This window comes from Oceanobacillus halophilus (assembly GCF_003628505.1).
In the GTDB taxonomy this organism is placed as follows: Bacteria; Bacillota; Bacilli; order Bacillales; family Amphibacillaceae; genus Oceanobacillus; species Oceanobacillus halophilus.
Map to the genome: position 1 here is coordinate 128900 of NZ_RBZP01000005.1, position 18066 is coordinate 146965.

An 18066-nucleotide genomic window follows, 5' to 3' on the forward strand; every position below is an offset into this window, starting at 1 on the left:
TGAAATAAATGGGGAGAAGTATGATGAAGAATAAAAAATTGTACATTATTATTACATTAGTTGCTTTCGTTATTGCTGGAATTGGATTTTTTGCATTTAATTTTATTAGTGATAGGATGGAAGAGCAGAAAGCCATTGAAGCGGAAAAGGCAAGTATTGTGGAGGATTTGAAATCGGAAAACCCGGATTTGTCTGACACGGTACAAGTAAGTGAAGATACGGAAGTAGAAAATACAGAAGATGTTATGAAAGCCACAAAAGAAAATACAGTTATTGCCAACATACACGAAGACTTTAATGATATGACTGGATGGGGCAGGTATCATAATTTTGATTTTAACAACAGCAAAGTTTTAAACCGTCTCCAACGTATTCAAGAACAAATAGAGGCTGTCATTCAAGAATCGTCAGATGAGGCATTAATAGGAGATTTCACCAATGCATTATTAGTTTTAGAAAAGGCAATAGAAACCGAAGATGTACAGGGAATCCTATATGCCCATCGAATTTTTCATGACCTGGACATTCATATAAACAACTATGATTCTAAGGAAATTTTTGGAATAACCGAATGGAAAAACGGTCGCCAGCCTCGATCAATTAATAGTTATCTAGGCTCATAACCGTGGAGAACATTGCCTCCACGGCTTTTTTATCATTTGCTCATCTCTAAAACATTGTTGCCTTTCTTTATCGGAGTTAATATAGGGTGCGGCCTTAGTCCCCCCATAATGAAAAACACTTTATATTTAAAAAGCCCAGTTACCCTTGCGGAAAATCGGTTCGAGGGTTCCGTCACTTAACTCACCATCTATATCCATTTCTCCATTACCAATCATAAAATCCTCATGGGTAATCGACGTGTTTAGCCCAAGATTCTGAATTGCTTGCTTATCTAAGTCTCGTGCTCCTTCAACACACGTTGGATATGCATCACCAAGTGCCAAATGATTCGAAGCATTTTCATCAAACAGTGTATTATAAAATAATATGTTGGAAGATGATATTGGTGATTGATGTGGAACGAGAGCAACTTCTCCTAAATAGGAAGATCCTTCATCCGATTGAAGCAGTTCGTTCAAAAGTTCTTCCCCTTTTACTGCTTCCGCTTTAACGACTTTGCCATTTTCAAAGGTTAATTTAAAATCATCAATGACATTCCCTTGGAAAACGAGTGGTTTGGTATTGGAAACATAGCCATTTACACCTGTTTTCAGTGGGGCTGTATAAACTTCTTCCGTCGGCATATTCGCGATAAATGGTGTTTCTTCAGGTGTTGTGCTTGCTCCCGATAACCATATATGTTTTTCCGGTAATGCAATAGATAATTCAGTTCCAGGTGCTTTATAATGCAGTTTTTTATATCTTTTATCATTCAATAATTTTGCTTTTTTTTCTAATTCGGTAATATGATTCTTCCACTTTTCAACAGCGTCCCCATCACCTATGCGAACTGTATGGAATATCGCATCCCAAAGAGCATCTACCTGTTCTTCTTCTGGTTTATCTGGGAACACTTTTTTTGCCCAATTCTTTGAAGGTACAGCAATAATCGACCAGGCAATTTTATCATTGGTGACAGCGTTCCGATAGTTTTCTAGTGCCTGTCCAGCTGCTTTTTGCTGCTTCGCAATTCTTTCAGTTGAAATTCCATCTAGTAAATCTGGATTCTCAGCATCAATCCACAACAATACTCCCTTTTTCTCGATCAGTTCATCACGCTGTCTGACCACCCACTCTGGATATCTATTAAATTCGTCATCCGGAGCCATTTCATAAAAAGCTCGTTGAATTACTTCATCTGTCAAGTTCACTTCGACTCGAGAAGCTCCTGCTTCATATGCTTTTTTTACAACGATTCGGGTAAAATCCAATGTTTCTGTTGTTGTATTAATAAGAACATATTGTCCTTTTTGAACATTCATTCCTACCTGTACAGCAAGTTCAGCATACTGTGTTAGTTTCTCATTAAAGTTCATTTAGATAACTTCCTTTCCTGTTTTGTTCAGTAATTAATGTCTTTAAGCTTTTTAATACCCTGATATTATTGTACTAGCAGAGGGGTTATCTATCTTTAAATATTATATCCCCATAATGAACAATTTTCGAGTAGCTCGTTTTAAGATTTGTTGCTATTTTACTATATCAGAGTTGATGGAAACTCCTCATTTATTTCATTCAGAATCGTTATCTCTCGCTTACACTTATGAATGTTTTCTGCTGTCATTCGCTCTGGCAGAATACTTGCGGTTCGCGGGCACAGCCTCTGCCTCCTCGCGGAAAAAGCATACTGCGCCTGCGTCTACTAGTAATGCTTCGAAGTAGGCTTCCTCGGCGCAAGAGCCAAAGAAGCTTAATCAAGGAGTTCCCTCGCTGCGGGGTCTTCAGACTCGTGCTTAGTCAAGTCTAAATTTATGTGTAAATTCATAATACAAGTTATCATCCACATTAGATATTTAGTTATTGAAGAGACTGGGACAAAAGTATTTTCTAAAGAAAAACCCGAACATGATTGGTGGATCGGTGCATAAATACCGCTCCGGAAATATACTTCGCTTTCCGTAGCGAAGACAGAGCAGTATTCTGAATTAAAGATATCAGGACTCTATACAAAATGCGACCTAATTACAACAATCGCCAATCCCTTTCGCTAAGCCGAGTATTCTCAGTCCCAATCAATAGATAAGAGCCAAAAAGAACCTAGCAGTGAGGACAGGATGAATGTCCACTCTAGGCTCTAATCTCCACCTACGCAACTAATTATTTGTTTTAGCCTTTTCCCTATTTCTTTATCCCTTTGGATAACTGTCTTCTATCCACCGCCAATGGTGGCTGCTCCAACCAGCCTTCTTTAATCATTAAATTTGAACCGTCCTCTGCGTATAACGCTAGTTCGCCGGCTAATTTCATGTGTTTTGCAGCTAAATCTCTTCTGGCATTAACGCTAAAAGCTGAACCATAAAAAGCAATTGCAATTTGTGAAGACAATTGAATTTGATACATCATTAATTTATCAGAAAAAGGAGGGGTTGTAGAATCAGTAACAAACGATTGCCATGCTACTGGAGAACTTAACTTTTCTTCACGAAGGATCTCCTCAAATACATTAATATGCTTGTTGGCAATCTTCGCACCACGATTGGAATATTTGCGAAGTGCATCTGACTTCGTAACCTGACTAAAACCAACTTTCAATCCCACATGTAGATGCATTTTCATCATATTAAAAGTAATGTCACCAATTTCCATCGCAGTAAGAGGTCGACGTTCACCCAACCAACCAGTTAAAAAGCTTTGATCTTTCACAAAATCAATAGAACTAGGTGGAGTAAGTATTGGAGGACGTGATAAAAGTCCCTTATTCAACATTATTTCTATTGTTTGATCAAAAAGATTCATTGTTTCGGTATACACTTTCATATAATATTTGCGCAAATCAGACCGAATTGACGTGCTTACAGATAGTGAATAACCTGTTAACCCCTGTAAGGACATAATATATAAATAATTTAAGTAAAAAGGATCCTGGAAAAGCCTTGGCGCATTCACATCTACATCTTCTTCAGTAAAGCCTTTTGGAATAGGATAGTTTTCACCTTTAAAAAATTTCTTTATCTCCTTAATATGTTTTTCTGATAACATCAATGCTTTTTCATAAAGTTCACTTATCTCTTCATCCTCCATATGGTTGAGTGCATATCTAAAAAAGCAAATGGACATTGTATCAAACATATACTGAGTCCATAGAGCTGCCATTTCTGGTGCACAAAGCGGAATTTTATTTTTTGAATTCATTAGGGCCTCCCCTTTTTTCATTATAATTATATGTTTTGAATACAGCGAGATTTTATACTTAAGAATGATTTGACCCTCTCTATCTTAGCGTTAAAATTTTCCACTATTAGTAGATGCATTATTCCATATAATACAACTGTTCTATTTCATAACTAGGCGGTGTGAACGTGACTTGGCAAAAACAATTATTAAGCATGATTAACCATTCAAAAGATAAGAATATTGCATTAGCCGTAGATGTATCAACGGATGAATACCCTATCGAAACCATTCGCAACATAATAACTTTGTTTGATGAAGTTAAAGAAGAAATCCCATTAATTCTTGCAGATTATAAACTGAGAGAAGTAACAGACACGAAAAAGGCAAAAAACATCATGTTTCACACCCATGGCAGAGCTTCCTACACAGATGCGCTCGAATGGGGACAAGAAAATGGCATAGAAAAGCTTTTCTATATTACGGATGTAACGGGACACTTTTGGGAAGAACTAAAAATCGATTATGACGTCGTGTGGTTAATACCAGATAAATTTAAACCGCAAGTACCATTTGGGAAAACTTTTAATTTGGTCCAATGATCGAGTCTAATTCTTACATTGCATCAAGTGCGTAGTAGTTATGCTTTATGTAACGACTACGCACTGTTTTCATTCCATCCAAGAGGATTCGCCGATGAATAACAATCTCCTCTGTACATCATACTAACTCGTAAAATTATCTCGTAAATGAATGAATATATCAGGAGGTTATTATGAAAAAAGTCTCTAGTGTTTTTTACATAACTGCCGCTTTAATAATTATTGCGGTTTTATTAGGATCCTTATTTCCTGTAAACGCAGAAAGAGTTACTTCTTCTCTAAATACGTTTCTCTCTAATACCTTTGGCTGGTATTACATGTGGATTATGCTTGGGTTTATTACTATTTCCATATTCATCGCGCTTAGCCCATATGGTAAGATTCGTTTAGGAAAAGATGATGAGAAGCCAGACTTCACCACAACATCATGGATTGCCATGCTTTTTTCTGCCGGACTAGGTATCGGTCTTGTTTTCTATGGTGCTTCTGAACCACTACTTCACTCTTTTTCAGACGCTCCTTTATCCGAACCTGGTTCTGAACAAGCTATTAAGGAGGGTTTAGTATTCACATATTTGCACTGGGGATTTCATGGTTGGGCAATGTATGGACTTGTGGCCCTTTCACTTGCATTCTTTCAATTTCGAAAAGGCGAACCTGGTTTAATTTCCTCTACTTTGAAGCCTCTCTTTGGAGATAGAATGAAAGGAACGTTTGGAAAAGGAATAGACGTGCTTGCCACATTTGCAACCATATTCGGCGTTGCAACTTCACTGGGGTTAGGGGCTGCACAAATTAATGCCGGTCTTTCCCACCTATTTGGATTACCCGAAAACTTCATTACCCAATTTATTATCATCCTTATCATTACCGTTTTATTTCTCCTATCTGCTTGGTCTGGGCTTAGTAAGGGAATCCAATATTTGTCTAACGCGAACTTGGTACTGGCAGTATTATTGTTTTTTAGTGTTTTGCTCGTTGGACCAACCCTACTGATTTTGAACATGTTCACGGAAACTTTTGGAAATTATTTGCAGAATATCATTCAAATGAGTTTCCTAACCATGCCACTTGATGGTGATAATCGCACCTGGCTAAATGGCTGGACTATTTTCTATTGGGCATGGTGGATTGCCTGGGCACCATTTGTCGGGATGTTTATCGCTCGTGTATCACGTGGGCGGACTATTAGAGAATTCATCATTGGGGTGATGGTTGTACCAACAGTAATATGTGGTATTTGGTTCGCTACCTTTGGGACAACAGCGGCAAGTGTACAGCAAAGTGGATTTGACCTTACTCAATTTGCGATAGAAGTATTAAACTTTCATATGTATGATAATTTGTCATTTTCGTTTATGTTGTCTATCATCTCTATCTCACTCCTTCTAACATTTTTTATTACGTCAGCTGATTCTGCAACTTTTGTACTCGGTATGCAAACGACAAATGGTTCCCTGAATCCAGCAACAAGCGTAAAAATTGTTTGGGGATTGGCACAGTCATCCGTAGCACTTGTTTTGCTATATGTCGGGGGATTAACAGCTCTGCAAAATACGATTATTGCAGCCGCTTTTCCATTTTCATTTGTAGTGATTTTGATGAGTATTGCCCTCTTAAAAGCTTTAAATGCAGAATTAAAGCAAATCAAAAGGAGAAAAAATATCTAAGTTATCAAAAGTAGGTAGTAGCTTCTTAGTCAAGCTACTACTTACTTTTGTTTTACTTCTTACAAGATACAACTTAACTCCATCTCTTTACGCAACGCATATTCTTTTAAAAATTTCTTTCTGAATTCCTGATAACCCTCTTCACCTAAAATATGAGTGAAGTACTTTTTAGTCGTATTGTTTTTACCTACTATTTTTCCTTCCACCTCATAATTTTTAATTGGGTAGTGATGGATGGTTCCATCTTCCTTTAACACGATATCTTTTTGGTAGGTTGCGATGGTATCTGTTGCATAGTGTTTCATTGTAACGTCAATAGCTACACTACTCTCATCTACTTTTTTAAATAGAATGGTTGCTTCTGCAGTATCGTTTTGAAATGTAGATTTCTTCCCATTAAATGTGTAATTCATAAGTAACCCCCCTAGTATTCGACTATGTATACCTATAAAATCATATCATACATTCAGAGGTGTATCAGATTAGAGTACATGAGATAGAAAGTAGTACTAAACTTTCTTGTCTGGCTTAATTTCTTTCATTTATCATTTGATTCCTCTATACTTTATAGTGTTATGTGATAGAGGAGGGAAAACAATGTCAGCATTAAAACAATTTAACCTTGCAAGAACTTCTTTGCTTTCATTTATTCAAGATTTAGATAAAGAAACGTTAGATTACCAATCCAACTATTTCGATAATACGATTCGCTGGCACATTGGAAATACATTATTTATAGATGAGAAATTATTATTTGTAAACCAAAATAAGTCTCAAAAAATACCTAAGGAATATGCTGAACTATTTAGTTCCGATATAAAAGTTACAGACTGGTCAATCACCCCACCATCGCTTGAACAGTTACAGGAACATTTAATAACTCAGCAAGAAAGAATTAACAGTTATGATGAACTGTTCTGGAAATCAAATGTTAAATTTAAAGTTCCATATGGTCATATTGAAACACATGAAGACTTGTTGATTATGCTTGCCTATCGAGAAGCGGAACAAATAGGTAAAATAAAAATGATGAAACAAGTAATTGATGCCAAGTAATTTGATATAAAGAAATAAAACATCAAAAATGCGTAGCAGGGAGACTGATTTAGTCCGACTACTACGCATTTTTTTTGTATAATTCTCCATCATTAGATAGGAACGGTAATCCAGCATTTATATTACACCGTGTTCAATCATAGCATCTGCTACTTTAACAAAACCTGCAATGTTAGCACCAATTACAAGATTGCCTTCAGCTTCGTATTCTTTAGATGCGTTTATGCTCTTCTGATAGATATCCTTCATAATATCTTGCAATTTCGAATCAACTTCTTCTTGTGTCCAAGCAAGCCTTGCGCTATTTTGAGCCATTTCTAATGCGGAAACAGCTACTCCCCCTGCATTTGCAGCTTTGGCAGGTGCAAACAAAATATCGTTTTCTAAAAACGCATCGATTGCTTCTTGAGTAGATGGCATATTGGCACCTTCGCCTATAGCTTTTACACCGTTGGAGATTAATGATTCAGCAGCTTCTTTGTCTAACTCATTTTGCGTTGCGCATGGTAATGCAATGTCACAAGGAATGGACCAGATGCCAGAACATCCAACTTTAAAGGAAGCTTCTGGGTGTATTTTCACATAATCATAAATTCGTTTGTTCTCTACTTCTTTTAATTGTTTAATGGTATCAAGATCTATTCCATTTGGATCATAGATATAACCGCTTGAGTCACTGCAAGCTACTACTTTGGCACCTAATTGCATCGCTTTTTCCATCGCATAAATCGACACATTCCCTGATCCTGATACTACGACCGTACTATCATTGAAACTTAGCCCTTGATCTTTTAGCATTTCATCTACAAAATAAACCGTACCATATCCCGTTGCTTCTTTTCGTCCTAAACTACCACCGTATCCAATACCTTTTCCTGTTAGAACTCCGGCTTCATAAGCGCCTCTAAGTTTCTTATATTGACCAAACATGTAACCAATTTCTCTTGCGCCAACTCCAATATCACCAGCAGGGACATCAATATCTGGTCCGATATGTTTGCTAAGTTCTGTCATAAAGCTCTGGCAAAAGCGCATAATTTCTAAGTCTGATTTTCCTTTTGGATCAAAGTCAGAGCCACCTTTTCCTCCGCCAATAGGTTGACCTGTTAAGGAATTTTTTAAAATTTGTTCAAAACCTAGAAATTTAATGATGCTCGTGTTTACAGAAGGATGAAAACGTAATCCCCCTTTGTACGGACCAATTGCGCTATTGAACTGAACACGAAATCCACGATTCACTTTTACATTTCCTTGATCATCTACCCATGGTACTCTAAAAGTAATTAAGCGCTCAGGCTCTACCATTCTTTCTAGTACAGCTTGTTTAATGTATGTTGGATTTTTCACAAGGACAGGAATTAAAGAATCGAGTACTTCCTTAACAGCCTGATGAAATTCCAATTCATTCGGATTACGTTTTTCTACTTTTTTAATTAAATTATCAATGTAATCCTTCACGTTTTGCTTATGTGTCATTTCCATCTCTTGTAATACTTTCAATATATCAACCCCTAATTTATTTAAATATTTACGAAACTACAATTTTTGTCATGTTTTTATTTTATAATTATATCCATGATAGTTACAATATGAATATACGATGAAACCGATGCGTTAAATGCATGAATGGAGGAAAAGTCATGGAAATAAGACAAATTACATATTTTATGGAAGTAGCAGAAAGAGAACATGTTACAGAGGCTGCAGATGCTCTCCATGTTGCCCAGTCTTCGGTCAGCAGGCAAATTTTTAATCTTGAGGATGAATTAGGGGTAGAACTTTTTATTAGAGAAGGGCGTAATGTTAAGTTAACTCCAATAGGAAAAATTTTTTATGAACGAATGAAGCAGGCTATGAACTTGATTGAAGAGGCAAAAAGGGAAGTAAAAGAATATCTGGATCCAGAAAAAGGAACCGTTCGTATTGCGTTCCCTATTAGTATGGCAGCTCATATACTTCCTTCCACCATCTATGCATTTCGCACAAAGTACCCAGATGCAAAATTCGAGATGAGTAATGCATTATACCATGATTTAATTAAAGGTGTGGTGAATGGAGATTATAATTTGGCTATGATTGCACCAATGCCTAATAAAGAAAAAGTGAAAAAGATTAAAGGAACAACGCTATTTACAGAAGATATCGTAGCCCTTCTTCCTGTTAATCATCCATTAGCAGATAAATCATCCATCATGTTACAAGAACTGAAAGACGACCCATTTGTGGTATTGCCGGAAGGGCATGTCTTTCGGAATCAGGTGGTTAAAGCGTGTAACAATGCAGGCTTTACTCCAAACATTGCTTTTAAAGGCGAGAATATGGATGCATTAAAGGGATTGGTTTCCGCTGGTCTAGGTGTTGCTCTGATGCCTGAAATGACATTGGTTGATAACACCCCAAGGTCAACAACTATCGTACCTTTAGAAGATCCTAATCTGACAAGAACGGTTGGTATCATATACCCAACACAACGAAAACTGTTGCCAACAGAAAAGTTATTCTTTGAGTTTTTAGTGGAAACTTATGATAGGTTAAACAAATTTATGTAATGGTTGGTGTGGGATGACATAAATTGTGAAGTTAGTCAGTACGTATATTACCGCTTCGGAAATATGTTTCGGTTTCCGTAGCGGTAGATATGACACAAACTAGTGTACTTAGAGTTATTCAGTGACAGAAAATCGCCCTCTCCCCCACTGCCTCTTTAGTCCTTCATTGCTTTTGTTTCTTCGTGATGACAAGTATAACAATAAAAGTAATGCAAGCATTCATGATTTTCCAGTGAATTCGCATCTCCATCATACATTTTCATCATATCTATATCCATATAAGCACTATAATCATCAAAAAAATCAGTAACTTTCCCCTGATCCTCCATGGCTGTTTGGCAATTGGGACATTCAACTATCAGCGTTTCCACACCGTTACACAAAGGACAAAATTCCATCGTTTCAACTCCTTTATACTTCCTACATACTTCTAGAATTCCTCAGGATAAGTGAATTATGTAACTAAAAAAGTAGGCTCTTTTCGTAAGTTATTGCTTTTTATTGTTACAGTTGATAGAAACTGTTGATGATCTGAATTCATAGGAATGTGCTTAACCCACTGCGGAAATACACTGCGCTTTCCGTGGGCTGCTGGTTTAAGAAAATAGCCAAAAAGAAAAACCGTTCACCATCATTAGTCTAATAAAGCCATGATTTTTCTCTCTGATTGTAAATTCTATTCGATTCTTTTTCCCCATCTATTGAAATACGGAAATCATAAATTGTATAATAAATAATGTACATATAGAAAAGAATAAATATTTTGCTTATTTTATTTATGGGAAATAAAGTAAGACTATTTAATGAGAGGAGCACAACATGGAATTCGCAATTGTATTATCCATTATTTTAGCAGTTGTCGTACTAGCAGTTATTGGAGGTATTGTTTGGTTTGTTTATATGAAGCTAAAATATAAAACAGTCCCTTCCAACACCGCTTTAATCATAACCGGTCCAAAATTAGGAGATCCTGAAAAGGAAACCAATATTTTCCAGGATGATCAAGGGAGATATATGAAGGTAATACGTGGTGGTGGACATCGCTTAAGAATGTTCCAAACACATACCCCTGTTTCCTTAACAGCTTTTCAATTAAAAATATCTACTCCTACCGTATACACGCTACAAGGAGTTCCTATCGTTGGAGAAGCCGTTGCGATGATTAAAGTGGCAGATTCTCTTGACGGAATTGCTAAATACGCAGAACAGTTCTTAGGAAGAGACCAAGATGAAATAGAAGCAGATATTTCTGAAGTACTTGGTTCCAATTTACGTGCCATTCTTTCAAAAATGACAGTTGAACAAATTAACAATGATCGGGAAAGCTTTAATGAGCAGGTACGGGATATTGCACAGAAACAACTAGATGACATGGGATTCAAAATAACCAGTCTAGGCCTTACCGACTTAAAAGACGTGGAGGGCAGTGATTACTTAACCAACCTTGGACGTCCTCGTACTGCAGAAGTTCAAAAAGCTGCCGAAATTGCAGAAGCAACGAACCGAAGAGAAACAAAAGTTCACGTTGCCCAAATGAATGAAGATGTAAAACGAGAAGAATACGAAAGAGAAATTGCCATTGCAGAATCAAGAAAACAAAAGGAAATTCAAGAAGCACAAAATAAAGCAGAAACGGAAAGAGAGAAAGCGAAAACGGAAGCTGCTTATGCTTTAGAAAAAGCCGAGAGAGAAATTGAAGTAGAAAAAGAACGACTCAAGATCGTTAGTCAGGAGAAAGAAGAACAGTTACGATTACAATTACTGGAACGTGAAAGACAAGTAAAATTAGAAGAAGAAGAAGTGAAAGTGAAAAAAGCAAAAGCAGAAGCTGATTATTACGAAAGAATTAAAGCAGCTCAAGCGGAAGCAGAGGCACAAGAAAAAGCTGGTCGAGCGGAAGCAGAAGTTATTCGTATCAAGAGCTTAGCAGAAATTGAAGCGATAGAAAAACGTGCGGAAGCATTAAATCGAAACAAAGATGTCATGATGACAGAAATGCTCATCAAGATGCTTCCAGAGTTTGCCAAAGCTGTATCTGAACCACTTAGCAACGTTGATTCTATTCGAATTCTTGATGGTGGAAACGGAAATGGTGTCAATAACATACCTAATAGTGTCACAGGCATGATGGCCAATCTTCAGGAAAGTTTATCACAAATGACCGGAATTGACTTAAATGAAATTATTGAGAACATTTCTGGAAAAGGTAATCTTAAGACAGAATTAGGCCAAATTGCAAGCTCTCTTGAAGAGCAAAAAACCACTCCAAAGGAAGAGACAGAAAATGCTGTTTCTAATGAAAATGAGAAAGAAATAGTTAGTGAAGATATAAATACGGAAGAATCGTAATAAAATATATAAACGCTCATAGTTCAGTTTTCGTAGAGTTAATAAAAAATGGCAGTATAAATGTAGTGCTCAATCACACAGGGGTTAGCACTACATTTTTTGTTATTAAATTACCAGTTGTATGGATTATTAGCGGCAATTAACATAGTATCCATAACTGTTAAAATAAGTGCTGGATAGCATACACTATTGTCAGTTCTTCTTTTTTTTGCTCCATAAAGAGAAAGTTAACGAAATGAGTTAACGAATGAGTTAGATTTTTCGATAAGATAATGATATCCATAAACAGTGATCGAAATTAAATAGTAAAATACAAAAAGATGGATTCGTTTAAAATTGACTAATTTATAGACGTTATGTTTTTCAAAAAAGGCAGTCAATGGATATGAGAACATAAAATTCGCGAAAAGATTGATAAGTAAGTAGCGTTTAAAATTATGGGGCGATGCACGAAATGCCCACATGGTACCGACAAAAAAAGGACCCAGAATGAAACTTAAATCCATGAAAGTTAGTTCTGCAATTCCACCTCGTACTTTCCACCATTTATATTTATGGGATATGAAACAAAAGCATATAACGAGTAAGGAACTGAAAATCGATAACGGTAAATATTTTCTAAACGTTTGCTTAGATAAAAAGATAGCAGTAAGCCACGAAATGACTATTAATCCAATTCGGATAATATGAGGGTTCATTTTATTCCTCCTCCTTTAAAGGTTAATCTTTTCCATTAAGCTAAAATTATTCCTTATGAATGTTATATTCCCAACAGATTAAAGAAAATACTATTGGGTAATTTATTAGTTAAGGAGGGGTCGTTTATGGTTAACCAAGACTTTAACAAGTTTATTAAGTATCAGCAAAAAGAAAAAACGAACTATCCTGGGCATGGTGAGCGTGCCAAGAATAGAGATCCAAAAACAAATAATACGAAGACATCAAATAAACACCCTGGGGCAGCAGGAAGAGATATTTAAGTAAGAAAAGTCGAGTGTGTTAGAGAAAGCACTCGACTTTTCATTTGTCATTTAATTACTAAATTTTTGTCTAAGTTCGAGTATTTCCTTCCCATAAAACTCCCCTGTCATTTTGCTGCTCCACGCCAATTGTTACAAAAAATCGAAAACTAAATATAACTCCCTTTTTTACTATTCAAATAATATTGACCAATCCTTGTAGTTTGTACTATGTTTGAATTAGAAGGGTTTTCATAAAACAAAAGGAAGAGGGATGCAAAATGAAAGGTTGGGAATTTACTACTACAAACGTGCCATTAAAGATTGTAGAGAAGCCAGATCCCGTTGCAACCGAAGGAAGAGTTGTCATTGATGTCAAGGCTGCAGGTCTTTGCCATTCAGACGTTGGGGCATTAAGAGATGAAAAATGGTTAGATATTATTGAATATACACCAATTATAATGGGGCATGAAGTAGCTGGTGTTATCTCTGAAGTTGGTGAAGGTGTTACAGATTATCAAGTTGGTGACCGAGTAGGTGTATGTCCAGTAAGTAAGGTAGGTATGGGTCCAGGTTACGGGTATGATGGAGGTTACGCAGATAAGGTATCTGCTCCTGCAGTAGATTTAGTCCCTATTCCAGATAACGTGAGCTTTGCACAAGCCGCCGCTGGTACCGATGCAGGAATGACTTCCTATCATGCCATGTTCAGACGAGGAGAAGCAAAGCCTGGTATGAAAGTAGGCATTATCGGTATCGGTGGTTTAGGTCAAATAGCTGCTCGTGCCGCTGTCGTGAAAGGAATGGACGTGTATGCGGTCGATTTAAGCCCGAAAGCTCGTGAACTAGCAAGAGAAATCGGAGTAAAAGAAGTCTATGAAAATGTTACGGATTTAGCTGAGGTTGCTCCAGAACTAATAGTTGACTATGCTGGGTTCGGAACAACAACTGCTGATGCATTGGATGTTGTAGCCCAAGGTGGTAAGGTCGTCCTTGTCGGTATGGGTAAACTAGAATCAACTATAAATACAGATAGTTTAATCCTTAAACGTGCGGATCTGCTTGGTAGTGTTGGTGGAGATGGAGACGATATTGCTGAAGTATACAAACTTTTCGCATCCGGTGATATTGATCCAGTTCTTACTAAAATTACTTTTGATGAAATAGGAGAAGGACTGGGACGCCTCGAACGCCATGAAATTTCTGGTAGGTTGGTAGCGATAATGGATTAACTGGAATACGAAAGGGAGACCGGGACATAAGTAAAGTCTTTTGCCAAAAGACGAACAAAGCAGAAGTCGAGCGTAGGTGAGTCTACGTATGGTGGCAGAACATAGTAGACTCACTAGCTCACCATCATCGAAAGCCAAGTATATATCTGAATTTCTTTGTCCCCCCTCTTTTTATGTAAATATGTAAATTTAAAGGAAGTAAAATTTAGACGATACATTAAAAGTAAGGCACTTCTCTTACTTCACCATCTTTTACTACTATATAATTGTAATTTCTCCCTCTAGATTTTTCTTTTAGATAGTCCAATAAATCTTCATGTTTTGAATGAAAAACGTAACGAAAAACATCATCAAATGCTTGAAAGAATAGAGTATAACTGCTTTTCATCAAAGGTAACTTCCGAATATAGGCAACCAATTCCATCTGATTATTTAACTTGTCTAATAAATACGCCTTCTCTTCCCCACTTATGTGGGCCATTAATTCAGAAGGTCTTCTTAATTCTTCTATAGGATGAAAAATTAGAATATTACTGCGTTCTTGGCCTAAGAATATACGTAATCCTTTAGGCTTCTCAGAAAGTAATAAAAAGTCATCTTTAAGTCCGGTTAGTTTCATGAAGTTCATCCTTGTCAGTAAAATTAGAGAAACTTATAGTCAACAACTTTATCTGGTCTTTGGCTAATTTGCACACTCAATCTGGTTTCCATGTTTAATTTTTCATACAAATACTTGCGCTTAATGGATGGTATTAATGCAAGCATTTCTACAGGATCCTTCGTTCTTTCGTTACGCATAAACGCTAAAAAGTTCTTATTATTTTCTCCAACAAATGCCGCAAATACCTCATGAGTCTCTCCACCAACTGGTTTATAATCATCCCCCAGCCCTGGTAATTTTAGCACCGTCTCCGCCATAACCAAACACCTTCCTTTCCAAACTAATATCTATTATGTTTTATCATTTTATCCACTTAGTTATAATCTAAACGATATACAGAAGGGAAGTTTGTATTCGTAAAAAGATTGGGTGCCTTGTCTCTTGTATAAACCTTACAGATTGTTTAATTACCACGTAACACACCTCAACTCACCCTTACTTCACAAATGACAACCCTTTATTCGTAAGATTGATTATCATTTTAGCCAACTCTTTCGGCGATTTATCCATTCCATTATCCAGCCAGCTTTTAATCACGTGAATGCTGCCACTAATAATAAATGTGCTTAAGTACTCGGATACATCCTCATTCAGGCTATTTTCATCCACCCAGTTTTCAATTAAAAATCGTTGTGCTACAATCATAACTCTCTTTGGAAATGTCGTATCCCCATTTTCATTAAGTAACGTCTGACAGACATCGCTTTTCGATACGATGTATTCAAGCATCTTTTCTGTCATTTGTAGGGATTCCTCTTCTTTCGCAAAATTATATTGACTTAAGTACTCATTCATATCCTCAATAATTTCTTCTTCCATTCGAGCCAAAAGATCAAATTGGTCCGAGTAATGGGAATAGAATGTCGAGCGGTTAATATCAGCTAACTGACAGATTTCCTTCACGGTAATGGAAGAAATTGGCTTTTCTTTTAGTAATTTCATTAAGCTATCTTTTAACATCATTCGGGTATATTTTTTTCTTCGATCTAATTTAGAAGAAGTCAAATGTAAAGTCCTCCTTAAATTTTTATGTTTTCCAACATAAATTCCATTTGTGTTGTGCTTTTTACGTAAATAACAAAACTGTTTGTTGTATATCCAACACTGTGTCTATATAATAATATAGTGGAAATTTTTCTAACGCAAGAGAGGATGAAATATTTTAAGCATGGCAGCAAAGATTATTAAATATAAAAAATCCATTGTGATCGCATTTATGATTTTAACCTTAATCAGTATATTTGCTTCGTTTACTGTATCCGTAAACTATAATATGGTAGATTACCTGCCGGAGGATGCCCCATCAACGGAGGCAATGGACGTCATGGAGCAGGAATTTGAAGGTTCTGTAGCAAACACAAGGGTCATGATTCAAGATGTGACCGTACAAGAAGCACTTGTAATGAAAGAGAAACTTGCTGCCATCGACGGTGTGTCCGATGTTACCTGGTTAGACGATGCCATTGATATAAAAACTCCTATTGAAATGGCGGATCAGGACACCGTGGAAACCTATTATAAGAACGATAATGCCTTGTTTACGTTTAGTATTCGTGAAGGGGACGAGGTTCCAATAACGGATGACATCTATGAACTAATAGGCGATGACAACGCCATGTCAGGTGACGCTCTCGATACAGCCAATTCACAAAAAATGGCTGGTAGTGAATCACTTAATGCAGCAGCATTACTGGTACCGATTATCATTATCATATTGGTACTATCTACTACCTCTTGGGCAGAACCTATATTCTTCCTGACAGCCATTGGTGTTTCTGTCCTTATTAATATGGGAACAAATTTCTTTCTTGGTGAAGTTTCATTTGTTACGCAGTCTGTTGCACCAATTCTGCAATTGGCCGTATCACTAGACTATGCAATCTTTCTACTTCATAGTTTCCAGGATTATAGGAAACAAGAAGAATATCCGCACGTAGCAATGAGACGAGCAATGAAACGATCATTCCCTGCGATTGCTGCAAGTGCGTCCACCACGTTCTTTGGTTTTATCGCTCTGACGTTTATGAACTTTGAAATTGGTTCTGATTTAGGGCTTAATCTTGTAAAAGGAATTGTCTTGAGCTTTATTAGTGTCATGATCTTTTTACCTGCATTAACTTTACTTTTATATAAATGGATTGATAAAACGCAGCATAAGCAGTTCATTCCAAGCTTCAGAAATGTTGGAAGCAAAGTAGCTAAGTTGAGAATACCGAGTTTAGTAATTGTATTTCTGCTTATTGTTCCTGCCTTTTTAGGACAAGGTCAAACGAACTTTATCTATGGGGTAGGAGAGCAACCGGAGAACACACGCGCTGGAAGTGACGCGATAAAGATTGAAGAGAATTTTGGCAAATTCACCCCGATGGTCTTACTTGTTCCAAAAGGTGATGTAGCAAAAGAAGAAGAATTAGTCCAGCAGTTGGAAAACCTGGACCATGTATCAAGTGTTCTAGCATATGTTAATGCAGTGAGCGCAGCAATACCATCCGAGTATATAGATGAATCGGTGACAGAGCAATTCTATTCCGAAAATTACAGTCGTATTATTGTAAATACGAATACTAAAAACGAGGGTGAAGAAGCGTTCGGCTTAATTGAATCGACACAAGATACAGTTGAAACGTATTATGATGATTTTTACCTACTAGGGGAAAGTGTTACCCTCTACGATATGAAAAATGTTGTGCAGAAGGATAATACGGTTGTAAACTTGTTAACCGTAATTACAATCGCCATCGTTTTACTGGTAACATTTAAATCCATCTCATTCCCTGTAGTTCTGTTGCTTACAATTCAGTCTGCAGTGTGGATTAATTTATCTATCCCCTATTTTACTGGCACCTCTTTAGTGTACGTCGGGTACCTAATTGTTAGTACGGTTCAGCTTGCTGCAACTGTCGATTATGGAATCCTTTTAACAGAGGCATTTAAGGAAAATCGCAAGGAAATGTCTGCACTAAATGCTATGAAGAAAACGGTAGATGAAAAATTATTCTCTATCCTAATTTCAGCATCCATTTTATCCAGTGTCGGTTTCATTTTATCCTGGACCTCTTCTAACCCTATCGTGTCATCGATCGGTTTGCTGTTAGGACGAGGAGCATTGCTTGCATTTCTAATGGTTGTACTATTCCTTCCTGCAATGCTGTTGGTATTTGATAAAGTCATTGAAAAAACAACTTGGAAAGCTAATTATAGTAAGGAGAAATGA

At 36.8% G+C, this 18066-nt stretch carries 18 protein-coding genes; 9 read left to right on the top strand and 9 right to left on the bottom strand.

Annotated elements, in window-relative coordinates; all coding sequences use genetic code 11:
• Positions 1-23 precede the first annotated feature (23 nt).
• Positions 24-623, top strand: coding sequence for a hypothetical protein (locus D8M06_RS09080; protein ID WP_121204078.1), 600 nt, complete (start codon positions 24-26; stop codon positions 621-623).
• Between the two features lie 126 nt (positions 624-749).
• On the opposite strand, the gene D8M06_RS09085 is transcribed toward D8M06_RS09080, so the two are convergent.
• Together D8M06_RS09085 and D8M06_RS09090 are read right to left on the bottom strand one after the other, a co-directional pair.
• Positions 750-1979, bottom strand: coding sequence for an aminopeptidase (locus D8M06_RS09085; RefSeq protein WP_121204079.1), 1230 nt, complete (start codon positions 1977-1979; stop codon positions 750-752).
• Between the two features lie 802 nt (positions 1980-2781).
• On the bottom strand, positions 2782-3795 hold the full coding sequence (locus tag D8M06_RS09090) for a DUF3231 family protein (RefSeq protein ID WP_158591769.1): 1014 nt from the start codon (positions 3793-3795) through the stop codon (positions 2782-2784).
• 167 nt (positions 3796-3962) lie between these two features.
• Here D8M06_RS09090 and D8M06_RS09095 point away from each other — a divergent pair, with 167 nt between their 5' ends.
• Positions 3963-4376, top strand: a complete 414-nt coding sequence (locus D8M06_RS09095; RefSeq protein WP_121204081.1) for a VWA-like domain-containing protein — start codon at positions 3963-3965, stop codon at positions 4374-4376.
• A 173-nt stretch (positions 4377-4549) separates the two neighbouring features.
• Positions 4550-6046, top strand: coding sequence for a BCCT family transporter (locus D8M06_RS09100; protein WP_121204082.1), 1497 nt, complete (start codon positions 4550-4552; stop codon positions 6044-6046).
• 59 nt (positions 6047-6105) lie between these two features.
• On the opposite strand, the gene D8M06_RS09105 is transcribed toward D8M06_RS09100, so the two are convergent.
• Positions 6106-6459: a hypothetical protein gene (locus D8M06_RS09105; RefSeq protein WP_121204083.1), complete on the bottom strand. Its 354-nt coding sequence runs from the start codon at positions 6457-6459 to the stop codon at positions 6106-6108.
• 184 nt (positions 6460-6643) lie between these two features.
• On the opposite strand from D8M06_RS09105, the gene D8M06_RS09110 reads away from it, so the two are divergent.
• A complete protein-coding gene (locus D8M06_RS09110; RefSeq protein WP_121204084.1) occupies positions 6644-7102 on the top strand; it encodes a DinB family protein in 459 nt (152 codons plus the stop codon).
• A 117-nt stretch (positions 7103-7219) separates the two neighbouring features.
• Here D8M06_RS09110 and gdhA read toward each other — a convergent pair whose 3' ends face one another.
• Positions 7220-8584 carry an NADP-specific glutamate dehydrogenase gene (gene gdhA / locus D8M06_RS09115; protein WP_421904229.1) on the bottom strand — a complete coding sequence of 455 codons (1365 nt, stop codon included), beginning with the start codon at positions 8582-8584 and terminating at the stop codon, positions 7220-7222.
• A gap of 158 nt (positions 8585-8742) precedes the next feature.
• Here gdhA and gltC point away from each other — a divergent pair, with 158 nt between their 5' ends.
• Entirely contained in the window at positions 8743-9651 is a 909-nt protein-coding gene (gene gltC, locus D8M06_RS09120) for a glutamate biosynthesis transcriptional regulator GltC (protein ID WP_121204086.1), read from the top strand.
• 155 nt (positions 9652-9806) lie between these two features.
• Here the strand turns inward: gltC and D8M06_RS09125 are convergent, their stop codons facing one another.
• Positions 9807-10049, bottom strand: coding sequence for a hypothetical protein (locus D8M06_RS09125; RefSeq protein WP_121204087.1), 243 nt, complete (start codon positions 10047-10049; stop codon positions 9807-9809).
• Between the two features lie 421 nt (positions 10050-10470).
• Between D8M06_RS09125 and D8M06_RS09130 the strand changes: the two genes are divergently transcribed.
• Positions 10471-12000: a flotillin family protein gene (locus D8M06_RS09130; protein WP_121204088.1), complete on the top strand. Its 1530-nt coding sequence runs from the start codon at positions 10471-10473 to the stop codon at positions 11998-12000.
• A gap of 227 nt (positions 12001-12227) precedes the next feature.
• Here D8M06_RS09130 and D8M06_RS09135 read toward each other — a convergent pair whose 3' ends face one another.
• Positions 12228-12698 (bottom strand): hypothetical protein, encoded by a 471-nt coding sequence (locus tag D8M06_RS09135; protein WP_121204089.1) that lies wholly within the window; start codon positions 12696-12698, stop codon positions 12228-12230.
• 126 nt (positions 12699-12824) lie between these two features.
• Here D8M06_RS09135 and D8M06_RS19830 point away from each other — a divergent pair, with 126 nt between their 5' ends.
• On the top strand, positions 12825-12980 hold the full coding sequence (locus D8M06_RS19830) for a hypothetical protein (protein WP_158591770.1): 156 nt from the start codon (positions 12825-12827) through the stop codon (positions 12978-12980).
• 260 nt (positions 12981-13240) lie between these two features.
• On the top strand, positions 13241-14191 hold the full coding sequence (locus D8M06_RS09140) for a zinc-binding dehydrogenase (RefSeq protein ID WP_121204090.1): 951 nt from the start codon (positions 13241-13243) through the stop codon (positions 14189-14191).
• 217 nt (positions 14192-14408) lie between these two features.
• Here D8M06_RS09140 and D8M06_RS09145 read toward each other — a convergent pair whose 3' ends face one another.
• The 3 genes from D8M06_RS09145 to D8M06_RS09155 all read right to left on the bottom strand — a co-directional run bounded on the left by D8M06_RS09145 (position 14409) and on the right by D8M06_RS09155 (position 15815).
• The gene (locus tag D8M06_RS09145; RefSeq protein ID WP_121204091.1) at positions 14409-14810 is read right to left on the bottom strand and encodes a hypothetical protein; all 402 of its coding nucleotides are present in this window, start codon (positions 14808-14810) and stop codon (positions 14409-14411) included.
• Positions 14811-14833: 23 nt separating this feature from the next.
• A complete protein-coding gene (locus tag D8M06_RS09150; RefSeq protein WP_121204092.1) occupies positions 14834-15109 on the bottom strand; it encodes a hypothetical protein in 276 nt (91 codons plus the stop codon).
• Between the two features lie 178 nt (positions 15110-15287).
• On the bottom strand, positions 15288-15815 hold the full coding sequence (locus D8M06_RS09155; protein ID WP_121204147.1) for a TetR-like C-terminal domain-containing protein: 528 nt from the start codon (positions 15813-15815) through the stop codon (positions 15288-15290).
• A 205-nt stretch (positions 15816-16020) separates the two neighbouring features.
• Between D8M06_RS09155 and D8M06_RS09160 the strand changes: the two genes are divergently transcribed.
• Positions 16021-18066, top strand: a complete 2046-nt coding sequence (locus D8M06_RS09160; protein WP_121204093.1) for an efflux RND transporter permease subunit — start codon at positions 16021-16023, stop codon at positions 18064-18066.

Coding starts and splice junctions, on each gene's coding strand:
- D8M06_RS09080 (WP_121204078.1), top strand. CDS start 24: ATGAAGAATAAAAAATTGTACATTATTATTACATTAGTTGCTTTCGTT.
- D8M06_RS09085 (WP_121204079.1), bottom strand. CDS start 1,979: ATGAACTTTAATGAGAAACTAACACAGTATGCTGAACTTGCTGTACAG.
- D8M06_RS09090 (WP_158591769.1), bottom strand. CDS start 3,795: ATGAATTCAAAAAATAAAATTCCGCTTTGTGCACCAGAAATGGCAGCT.
- D8M06_RS09100 (WP_121204082.1), top strand. CDS start 4,550: ATGAAAAAAGTCTCTAGTGTTTTTTACATAACTGCCGCTTTAATAATT.
- D8M06_RS09105 (WP_121204083.1), bottom strand. CDS start 6,459: ATGAATTACACATTTAATGGGAAGAAATCTACATTTCAAAACGATACT.
- D8M06_RS09110 (WP_121204084.1), top strand. CDS start 6,644: ATGTCAGCATTAAAACAATTTAACCTTGCAAGAACTTCTTTGCTTTCA.
- gdhA (WP_421904229.1), bottom strand. CDS start 8,584: ATGGAAATGACACATAAGCAAAACGTGAAGGATTACATTGATAATTTA.
- gltC (WP_121204086.1), top strand. CDS start 8,743: ATGGAAATAAGACAAATTACATATTTTATGGAAGTAGCAGAAAGAGAA.
- D8M06_RS09125 (WP_121204087.1), bottom strand. CDS start 10,049: ATGGAATTTTGTCCTTTGTGTAACGGTGTGGAAACGCTGATAGTTGAA.
- D8M06_RS09130 (WP_121204088.1), top strand. CDS start 10,471: ATGGAATTCGCAATTGTATTATCCATTATTTTAGCAGTTGTCGTACTA.
- D8M06_RS09135 (WP_121204089.1), bottom strand. CDS start 12,698: ATGAACCCTCATATTATCCGAATTGGATTAATAGTCATTTCGTGGCTT.
- D8M06_RS19830 (WP_158591770.1), top strand. CDS start 12,825: ATGGTTAACCAAGACTTTAACAAGTTTATTAAGTATCAGCAAAAAGAA.
- D8M06_RS09140 (WP_121204090.1), top strand. CDS start 13,241: ATGAAAGGTTGGGAATTTACTACTACAAACGTGCCATTAAAGATTGTA.
- D8M06_RS09145 (WP_121204091.1), bottom strand. CDS start 14,810: ATGAAACTAACCGGACTTAAAGATGACTTTTTATTACTTTCTGAGAAG.
- D8M06_RS09150 (WP_121204092.1), bottom strand. CDS start 15,109: ATGGCGGAGACGGTGCTAAAATTACCAGGGCTGGGGGATGATTATAAA.
- D8M06_RS09155 (WP_121204147.1), bottom strand. CDS start 15,815: ATGATGTTAAAAGATAGCTTAATGAAATTACTAAAAGAAAAGCCAATT.
- D8M06_RS09160 (WP_121204093.1), top strand. CDS start 16,021: ATGGCAGCAAAGATTATTAAATATAAAAAATCCATTGTGATCGCATTT.